Raw genomic sequence first — 9,387 nt, 5'->3', positions numbered from 1 at the left:
TCAAATTATCTTACAAATGCAGGGTACAAACAAACCTAATCTCATCACGCTCTAACTCTTGCCGATGGGCGACCGGGATTATAGGATCAAAAGCCTATTCTGGATAGGTGTGCCTGGACCCTTTTCATTCCGGGAAACCGTGCAACATACCGGCATTTTCTGTTGCACGATGTTTCACTCGCTCCGAAAAGTCGGAACGGCAGATCCTCAATGGCTCAGCACCTGACCCAGGAAGGCCTTGGTGCGGTCGCTCTGCGGGGTATCGAAGAACTGGTCCGGCGGGGCCACTTCCACGATCTCGCCCTTGTCCATGAAGACCACGCGGTCGGCCATGCGGCGGGCAAAACCCATCTCGTGGGTGACGACCAGCATGGTCATGCCGGACGCGGCCAGATCGCTCATCACGTCCAGCACTTCCTTGACCATTTCGGGGTCCAGCGCGCTGGTCGGTTCATCGAACAGCATGATGGACGGGTCCATGCAGAGCGCACGGGCGATGGCCACCCGCTGCTGCTGCCCGCCCGACAGTTGGCCTGGATATTTGAGCGCCTGATCGGGGATGCGCACCCGCTCAAGCAGCTGACGCGCCTTGGCCTCCGCCTCGGCGCGCGGCATCTTCTTAACCCACATCGGGGCCAGGATGCAGTTCTCCAGCACCGTCAGATGCGGGAACAGGTTGAACTGCTGAAACACCATGCCCACGTCGCGGCGGATGCTTTCCACATGCCGGACATCATCGTCCAGCGGCACGCCCTGCACGATGATGTCGCCAGCCTGATGTTCCTCCAGCCGGTTGATGCAGCGGATGGTGGTGGATTTGCCGGACCCGGACGGCCCGCAGACCACAATCCGCTCCCCTTTGGCGACCGACAGGTTCACGTCGCGCAGCACATGGAAGGCGCCGTACCATTTATTGACGCCGCGCAGTTCGATGATGGCTTCGGTGGTCATTCAGAAAACTCCGTGTCGATATCGCGCGCGGCGTGGAGGATGCGGTCGATGATGATCCCGGTGGGGACAGCGTGATAAATCAGCAGATAGGAATCGACAGGCAAGACTCGGGCGTCATCGCTCAGTTCCAGCCGCCTGCGTCCCAATCCAGGAAACGCGGCACAACGGGCTGCCGCCTGATGGATACGGGAGAGCATCCGGTCGGCGGCAAGAGGGCGGTCAGCCGCAATATGGCACCAGATGTCCAGTGCATCCTCCTCGGCGAGGGCACTAAACTCATAATTCGCCATTAAACCGCCTTCTCGCCTTGGCCAGCATCTCATCCAGCGGAATGTGGCCGACGGAACCGCTATCGCGCCCGGCCTGGATATCCCTGCGCAAGGCTTCCAGCTTCTCCTCGCGGCGGCGGGCCTTCTCTTCGCGTTCGATGTCGGTCAGCTTTTCAGCAGGCTGGGTCATGACACCACTCCCTGGCCAGGAACAAGGGATCTCAAGCCTATCACCGCCGCCGCCCCTGCCCAAGGACGGTCTCCAGATGCCGGCTGTAGCGGGACAGGGCATAGCAGAACAGCAGGTAGATGACGCCCACGAACAGGTAGGCTTCCTTGTAGAAACCGCGCCAGGCCGGGTCGGTCAGGGCCGACTTGGCCGTGGACAGCAGGTCCAGAAGGCCGATGACGATGACGAGGCTGGTATCCTTGAAGCTGGCGATGAAGGAATTCACCAGCGGCGGGATCACCAGCGACAGGGCCTGCGGCAGGATGATCAGGCGCTGTCGCTGCCAATAGCCCAGACCCAGGGCCTTGGCCGCCTCCACCTGCCCTTTCGGGATGGCCTGCAGGCCGGCACGCACCACCTCCGCCACATAGGCAGCGGAGAACAGGCAGATCCCGATCAGGGCGCGCAGTACCTTGTCAATGGACACGCCCGCCGGCAGGAACAGCGGCAGCATGACCGACGCCATGAACAGGATGGAGATCAGCGGAACGCCGCGCACCAGCTCGATATAGACAACCGACAGGCCGCGCATGACGGGCAGGTCCGACGTCCGGCCCAGCGCCAGCAGCACGCCCAGCGGGAAGCTGGCCACCAGGCCGACGATGGACAAGGCCAGCGTCAGCGGCAGCCCGCCCCACAGCTCCGTCGGCACATAATCCAGGCCCAGCACCCCGCCGAACATCATCAGCGCGGAGAAGCCGATGCCGACGGTCCAGATATAAAGCAGCGGCTTGCCCCAAAGCCGGCAATCCGCCGACAGGACCAAGGTGCCGATCATGGACAGGATGGCCAGCGTCGGGCGCCAATGCTGATCATCGGGGAAGGTCCCGAACAGGATGAAGCGCCACTTCTCCGCCAGAAAGGCCCAGCAGGCGCCCCCAGCCTCCCGGCAGGCCGCCGCATCGCCGGTCCAGCTGGCCTTGACCAGGGCCCAGTCGATGATGCCGGGAACGGCACGGACCAGCACATAGGCGATCAGCAGCGTCAGCAGCGCGTTGTACCAGGTAGAGAACAGATTGGCGCGCGCCCAGGCCACAGGCCCCTGATTGGGGCGGACGGGTGCGGCGCGTTCCTGGGTGGTCTCGGTCACGCTCATCTCACCGCTCCACCAGCGCCACACGGCTGTTGTACCAGTTCATCAGGAAGGACAGGCTGAGGCTGATGATCAGATAGGCCCCCATGATCGACAGCACGCCCTCCACCGCCTGGCCCGTCTGGTTGATGGTGGTGTTGGCGATGGAGACGAAGTCAGGAAAGCCGATGGCGACAGCCAGTGAGCTGTTCTTGGTCAGGTTCAGATATTGGCTGGTCGTTGGCGGAATGATGACACGCAGCGCCTGTGGCAGGACCACCAGCCGCAGCAGCTGCCCCCGCGTCAGGCCCAGGGCCGTCGCGGCCTCCGTCTGGCCCTTGGGCACCGCCAGGATGCCGGAGCGCACAATCTCCCCGATGAAGGCGGCGGTATAGATGACAAGGCCGAACAGCAGCGCCGCGAATTCCGGTGACAGGGTCATGCCGCCGCGGAAGTTGAAGCCCTGCAGCACCGGCATGTCGATGGCCCCGCCGCCACTGGCCAGCAGGACCAGCAGCGGCAGCCCAAGGATGAGGCCCAGCCCGATGGGCAGCAGCGACAGGCGCTTGCCCGTTGCGGCCTGCCGCTTGGCATTCCAGGCGGCGATCACCAGGGTCAGAATGATGCCCAGGCCGAACAGGGCCGCAACCCAGGCCCAGATCGGATCATCGGCAGGGGCCGGCAGCTTCAGCCCGCGATTGGACAGGAACACGCCCGGAAGCGGCGCCAATGCCTGACGCGGCCCCGGCAACCCTTCAGTCAGCAGCCCGTACCAGAGGAAAAGCTGCAACAGCAGCGGCACATTACGCACCGTCTCCACATAGAAGGCGGCGATGCGAGCCACCAGCCAGTTGGATGACAGGCGGGCGATGCCCAGTACCACGCCCAGCAACGTGGCCAGCAGGATGCCGATGCCCGACACCTTCAACGTGTTCAGGATGCCGACCAGGAAGGCTGTGGAATAATGATCCTGCGGGCCGAATTCGACCAGCGTCTCCCCGATCTGGAAGCCTGCTTCCCGGTCCAGGAAGCCGAAGCCTGACGCGATCGACAGCCGCGCCAGATTGTCCATCGTGTTGCCGACCAGATACCAGGCGACCAGCGCCACGGCCAGGGCCACGCCAAGCTGTGCCAGGACGGCACGGACAATGGGATTGTTGATGGACAGGTGAAAGGCCGCCCGCCCCGGAGGGGCGGCGGCCTTGGTCGCGGTCGCATTGCTGTCGCTCATCGGCGTCCGGTTCCGGGCGTCAGATCAGCGGATCGGCGGGGCATACATCAGCCCGCCATTGGTCCACAGCGCGTTCAGGCCGCGATCCAGCTTCAGCGGGGTCTTCTTGCCGATATTGCGTTCGAAAATCTCACCATAATTTCCGACGGCCTTGATGGCGCGATAGGCCCAGGCCTTGTCCACACCCAGACCGGTGCCCAGGTCACCCTGCACGCCCAACAGGCGCTGCACCGACGGGTCGGGGTCCTTCAGCTTGGCATCGATATTGGCCTGGGTGATGCCCTTCTCCTCCGCTTCGATCAGGGCGTAGATGGTCCAGCTGACGATGTCGCGCCATTGGTTGTCGCCATGACGGACGACGGGGGCCAGCGGCTCCTTCGACATCACCTCGGGCAGGATGATGAAATCATCGGGCTTGGTGGCGACAGAGGCGCGCACGCCGGCCAGACCGGAAATGTCGGTGGTCAGCACGTCGCAGCGACCGGCGAAGAAGGCGGCATTCACCTCGTCCAGCGCCTCGATCACCACGGGCTTGAAGGACAGGTTGTGGGCACGGAACCAGTCGGCCAGATTAAGCTCGGTCGTGGTGCCCGGCTGCACGCAGACGGTGGCCCCGTCCAGCTGCTTGGCCGACGTCACACCGAGGCTTTTGGCGACCATCAGGCCCTGGCCGTCATAATAGACCGGCGGGGCGAAATCCAAACCCTGGGCATCGCGGGTCAGCGACCAAGTGGTGTTGCGGACCAGCAGGTCGATCTCACCCGACTGCAGCGCCGTCAGGCGCTGCTGCGCCGACAGCGGCGTGTAGCGGATCTTGGCCGTGTCGTTCAGGATGACGGCAGCGACGGCCTTGCAGATATCGACGTCCAGTCCCGTCCACTTGCCCTGGCTGTCGGGGCTGGAAAAGCCCGGCAGGCCGGTATTCACGCCACAGGTCAGCTGCCCCTTGCTTTTGACCGCATCCAATGTCGGACCGGCGAGCGCCGGAACGGCGGTGAAGGCAACATATGCGGCGGCCAGGGCGACCGCACCCCCAAGGCGAAGGCTCATCGTCTTTGGTTCCCCTGTTTTACCGGGGCGGGATGTCCGTCCGCCGCCCCCTTTGATGTCAGGCAGTTAAGCATTCAATGCCGCAATGAAACAACCCCGTAACGGGGACAATCGCGACAATTCTCGCCCCTGCCGCAAGCTTAGGCAGGATGATCACAAAACATCACGCGCCAGCTGCTCCAGTTGGCCTTCCAGCTTGGCCGACAGGGCCTTGAACTGGGCCAGTTCCACCTCGTCCAGGCAGTTCAGCCAGCGCTGCTGCCACTCCAGGGCCAAAGGCGCGATTCTCTCATAGAGTGCCCTGCCCTTGGGTGTGAAGGACAGGCGCAGCAACCGCTGATCCGATGGGTGCGTGTCACGCGACAGCAGCCCCGCCTCTACCAGCGCGGTCACGGCCCGGCTGACCTTGGCCTTGTCCATGGCGGAGCGTTCGACAATGTCGTTGGATGACAAGGGTTGTTCACGGCCCAGAATCGCCATCACGCGCCATTCGGGGATGGAAATGCCGAACTGCGCCTCGTACCGGCGCGCCAGCTCGCGGCTGACACGCTTGGCCAGGACGTTCAGGCGATAGGGCAGAAAATCGTCAAGGTCGAGCATCCCGCAAGGGTGGCCTGCCCAAAGCGGACTTGCAAGCCCCTCATTGATCCGGCATATTCGTTTCATATGAAACGATATAGTTTCAAGCGGGAGAGCACCATGCGCCGGTACATTTCCTTCCCCCGTGTCGAGGGCACCTCCTCACGCCAGGCCCACGCCGACCTGCCGCAAGGCACGTTTGAGCGGGAATTGGGCCGCGAAGGTTTCTTCGGCCCCGCCACGCACATGTACCACCGCAACGCGCCCACCGGCTGGACCAGCTGGGAAGGTCCGCTGCGCCCCCGCGCCTTCGATCTGAACCAGTTGGTGGAGGATATGTCCGCCGGTCCCTGGGGGGCGAAGGAGGTGCTGTTCAACGCCCATTGCCGCATGCGCATGTGGCGTTGCGACCGGCCCATGGACCATCTGGCCCGCAATGGCGATGGCGACGACCTGATCTTTGTGCATGAGGGTGAGGGCGAGCTGTTCTGCGATTACGGCCACCTGACCGCTACGGCGGGCGATTATGTGGTGCTACCGCGCGGCACCATGTGGCGCCTCTCCCCCACCAAGCCGGTGACGGCCCTGCTGATCGAGGCGACGGGATCGATCTATCAGCTGCCCGACCGGGGCATCGTCGGCCCGCATGCCGTGTTCGACCCCGCCATCCTGGACACGCCCAAGATCAACGAGGCGTTTCTGGATCAGCAGTCTGATACCGGCCCCGGCGGTTCCTGGCGCGTTCTGGTGAAGCGGCGGGGTGCAATCAGCACGGTAACATATCCATTCAACCCGCTGGATGCCGTGGGCTGGAAGGGTGATCTGGCGCCCGTGCGCCTGAATGTGAAGGATGTGCGGCCGCTGATGAGCCATCGCTACCACCTGCCGCCCAGCGCCCACACCACCTTCGTCGCCAACCGCTTCGTCGTCTGCACCTTCGCTCCGCGCCCGTTCGAGACGGATGAGGGCGCGATCAAGATCCCGTTCTTCCACAATAACGACGATTACGACGAGGTGCTGTTCTACCATGCCGGCGACTTCTTCAGCCGCGACAACATCAAGGCCGGCATGATGACCTTCCACCCGTCGGGCTTCACCCACGGGCCGCACCCCAAGGCGCTGGGCAAGATGCTGGTACAAACCAAGCCGGCCACTGACGAATATGCCGTCATGGTCGATACCCGCGACGCGCTGGAAGTGGCAGACCTGCCGGGCGGCGTGGAGAACCCAGCCTATGCCGATAGCTGGCGCGTGAAGCCGTAACCTTTGCCCGATAGTGTCGCATGCGCTTCGCTTATGCGACCTACGACGGATCGCCGGTTTCGTAGGTCGCATAAACGAAGTGCATGCGACACCCTTCCCTCTTGCGTGCCTGGAGCTTCCCCCATGAAACTTGCTTCCCTGCAGCAGGGCCGTGATGGCCGTCTGGTTGTTGTGTCGGATGACCTGTCGCGCTGCGTGCCCGTGCCGGATATCGCGCTGACCCTGCAACAGGCGCTGGACCATTGGGACAGCGTGGCCCCGGCCCTGGCCGCCATCGCCGCCAAGCTGAATGCCGGGGAGATCGAGGGACAGCCGTTTGATGAGGCGGATTGCGCCAGCCCCCTGCCGCGCGCCTATCAATGGGCGGACGGGTCGGCCTATGTGAACCATGTCGAGCTGGTGCGGAAGGCCCGCAATGCCGAGATGCCGCCCAGCTTCTGGACCGATCCGCTGATGTATCAGGGCGGGTCCGACAGTTTCCTGTCACCCCACGACCCGATCCTGATGGCCGATGAGGCTTATGGCATTGATCTGGAGGGCGAGGTCGCCGTGGTCACCGGCGATGTGCCCATGGGTGTCACCCCGGAACAGGCCAAGGCCCATATCCGCCTGATCATGCTGGTCAATGATGTGTCCTTGCGCGGCCTGATCCCAAACGAGCTGGCCAAGGGTTTCGGCTTCTTCCAGTCCAAGCCCAGCAGCGCCTTCAGCCCCGTGGCCGTCACGCCCGACAGCCTGGGCGACGCCTGGGATGGCGGCAAGCTGCACTTGGCCCTTCTGTCGGCCATCAATGGGCAGCCGTTCGGCAAGCCCAATGCGGGCGTCGACATGACCTTCGACTTCCCCACCCTGATCGCCCACGCCGCGAAGACCCGCCCCTTATCAGCGGGCACCATCATCGGGTCGGGCACGGTATCCAACAAGGACCCGGATGGCGGGCCGGGCCGTCCGGTATCGGAAGGCGGCCTTGGCTATAGCTGCATCGCCGAAATCCGCACGATCGAGACCATCCGCGACGGCAAGCCCACCACGCCCTTCCTGCGCTTCGGCGACCGCTTGCGGATCGAGATGAAGGACGCGGATGGGCGCAGCGTGTTCGGATCGATTGATCAGCAGGTCGCGAAGTACGAGGGCTAAAGTTTGTCAGGTTTTGATGGAATCGTGTTGGCCTTGCTTCAACAGTCATCCCCGCGAAAGCGGGGATGACACTGGGGGATGCTTCAACCTAAATCTGACAGACTCTAAAGCCCCCGCAGCCCCCCGCTGGCCCGGATTACCTCCCCCGTGATCCAGGCCGCGTCGGGTCCGGCCAGCCAGGCGACCACGGCAGCGATGTCATCGGGCTCCCCAATGCGGCCAAGGGCGGTACGCTTGGTAATCTCGCCTTCGCGCGACCGGTCGCCGGTCTTGAACCGGTCGGTGGCCGTCACGCCGGGGGCGACCGTGTTGATATTGATGCCCAGTGGCCCCAGTTCCTGCGCCAGGACGCCGGTCATGGCATGGACGGCGCCCTTGGACGCGGCATAGACGGAACGGAGGCCCACGGGCATGTCGGTGATGACGCTGCCGATATTGATGATCCGCCCGCCGGGCTTCATCGCCCGCGCCGCTTCGCGTGCCATCAGCAGGGGCGTGGCGGCATTGACGGCCAGGACCTGTGCCAGTTCCAGCGAGTTGATCTCCGCAATGGGTGCGAACCGGCCCGTGCCGGCGTTATTGACCAGGATATGGGGCACACCTAACGCTGCCGACACAGCGGCGAACAGGGCCACTGCCCCGCCCCGGTCCGACAGGTCGGCAAGGTCGGCCTGGAAGGCCTGCGCCCGAACCCCGTATTCCCTGCCGCAGCGTTCGGCCAGTTCCTCCGCCGATTGCCGGTGGGACCCGTAATGGACCGCCACGTCGGCCCCGTCCCGGGCCAGCCGTTCGGCGATGGCCGCACCGATGCCGCGGGATGCGCCCGTGACCAATGCTATCCTGCCTTCCAACGGACGGGCCATGGCCCCACTCCCTGTCTTTGAAACCCCTGGCCGGTGATACCACGAAGATGCAGCTTCACACCTATTTCCGATCCTCCGCCGCCTATCGTGTCCGCATCGCGCTGGCGCTAAAGGGCATTGCCTGGGACCCGGCCTATGTCCACCTGCTGAAGGATGGCGGGCAGCAGAAGGCGCCCTCTTACCGCGCTGTCAACCCGCTGGGGCTGGTGCCGACCCTGGTGGATGGCGACGCGGTGATCCCGCAGTCGCTGGCCATCCTGGAATATCTGGAAGAACGGCACCCGACGCCGGCCCTGCTGCCGGCCGACCCGGCGGAACGGGCCAGGGCGCGCGCCATGGCACTGGCGGTGGTGGCAGATATCCACCCGCTGAACAATCTGCGCGTCCTGACCTATCTGCGCGGCACAATGGGTCAGGGGGAGGAGGCCGTGAAGGCCTGGATCGCGCATTGGACGGCGGAAGGGTTCGCGGCACTGGAGCAGATGGTGGAGGGGCCGGATTTCTGCATCGGCGGGGTACCCAGCTTCGCCGATCTTTGCCTGGTGCCCCAGATGTTCAACGCACGGCGATTCGGCGTCGACCTGACGCCCTACCCCAGACTGGTCGCCATCGACGCCCATTGCCAGACACTGGCGGCGTTTCAGGTGGCAGCACCGGGGCAGCAGGGGGATGCGGAGTAGGCGCGTGCTTCCCTCACCCTCCCACGCCTTCCGGCGCGGGCCCCTCCCTCTCCCGCAAGCGGG

Annotated in this window: 11 protein-coding genes; 3 read left to right on the top strand and 8 right to left on the bottom strand. The window is 64.3% G+C overall.

Translation table 11 applies throughout. The features are described 5' to 3' along the window. Nucleotides 1-207 precede the first annotated feature (207 nt). From ACODSP_RS27930 to ACODSP_RS27900, 7 genes are all read right to left on the bottom strand, one after another. A complete protein-coding gene (locus ACODSP_RS27930) occupies nt 208-951 on the bottom strand; it encodes an amino acid ABC transporter ATP-binding protein (protein WP_488968777.1) in 744 nt (247 codons plus the stop codon). Further along, a complete protein-coding gene (locus ACODSP_RS27925) occupies nt 948-1,241 on the bottom strand; it encodes a type II toxin-antitoxin system RelE/ParE family toxin (RefSeq protein ID WP_488968776.1) in 294 nt (97 codons plus the stop codon). The genes ACODSP_RS27930 and ACODSP_RS27925 overlap by 4 nt, the downstream gene beginning before the upstream one ends. Beyond that, nucleotides 1,228-1,410, bottom strand: a complete 183-nt coding sequence (locus ACODSP_RS27920) for a hypothetical protein (RefSeq protein WP_488968775.1) — start codon at nt 1,408-1,410, stop codon at nt 1,228-1,230. Before ACODSP_RS27920 ends, ACODSP_RS27925 begins: the two co-directional genes overlap by 14 nt. A gap of 40 nt (nt 1,411-1,450) precedes the next feature. Continuing rightward, a complete protein-coding gene (locus ACODSP_RS27915) occupies nt 1,451-2,545 on the bottom strand; it encodes an amino acid ABC transporter permease (protein WP_488968774.1) in 1,095 nt (364 codons plus the stop codon). 1 nt (nt 2,546) lies between these two features. Beyond that, nucleotides 2,547-3,752, bottom strand: a complete 1,206-nt coding sequence (locus tag ACODSP_RS27910) for an amino acid ABC transporter permease (RefSeq protein ID WP_488968773.1) — start codon at nt 3,750-3,752, stop codon at nt 2,547-2,549. 24 nt (nt 3,753-3,776) lie between these two features. Beyond that, a complete protein-coding gene (locus tag ACODSP_RS27905; RefSeq protein WP_488968772.1) occupies nt 3,777-4,802 on the bottom strand; it encodes an amino acid ABC transporter substrate-binding protein in 1,026 nt (341 codons plus the stop codon). Nucleotides 4,803-4,955: 153 nt separating this feature from the next. Continuing rightward, entirely contained in the window at nt 4,956-5,402 is a 447-nt protein-coding gene (locus ACODSP_RS27900; protein ID WP_488968771.1) for a MarR family winged helix-turn-helix transcriptional regulator, read from the bottom strand. Between the two features lie 99 nt (nt 5,403-5,501). Between ACODSP_RS27900 and ACODSP_RS27895 the strand changes: the two genes are divergently transcribed. Together ACODSP_RS27895 and ACODSP_RS27890 are read left to right on the top strand one after the other, a co-directional pair. Next, nucleotides 5,502-6,644: a homogentisate 1,2-dioxygenase gene (locus ACODSP_RS27895; protein WP_488968770.1), complete on the top strand. Its 1,143-nt coding sequence runs from the start codon at nt 5,502-5,504 to the stop codon at nt 6,642-6,644. Between the two features lie 123 nt (nt 6,645-6,767). Next, the gene (locus ACODSP_RS27890) at nt 6,768-7,781 is read left to right on the top strand and encodes a fumarylacetoacetate hydrolase family protein (RefSeq protein ID WP_488968769.1); all 1,014 of its coding nucleotides are present in this window, start codon (nt 6,768-6,770) and stop codon (nt 7,779-7,781) included. 104 nt (nt 7,782-7,885) lie between these two features. Here the strand turns inward: ACODSP_RS27890 and ACODSP_RS27885 are convergent, their stop codons facing one another. Next, nucleotides 7,886-8,644, bottom strand: a complete 759-nt coding sequence (locus ACODSP_RS27885) for an SDR family oxidoreductase (RefSeq protein ID WP_488968768.1) — start codon at nt 8,642-8,644, stop codon at nt 7,886-7,888. Between the two features lie 47 nt (nt 8,645-8,691). Between ACODSP_RS27885 and maiA the strand changes: the two genes are divergently transcribed. Then, on the top strand, nt 8,692-9,324 hold the full coding sequence (gene maiA, locus ACODSP_RS27880; RefSeq protein ID WP_488968767.1) for a maleylacetoacetate isomerase: 633 nt from the start codon (nt 8,692-8,694) through the stop codon (nt 9,322-9,324). Nucleotides 9,325-9,387 lie beyond the last annotated feature (63 nt).

The sequence above is a fragment of the Niveispirillum sp. FG156 genome (assembly GCF_057809555.1).
This window is presented reverse-complemented; position numbering and strand designations above follow the sequence as displayed.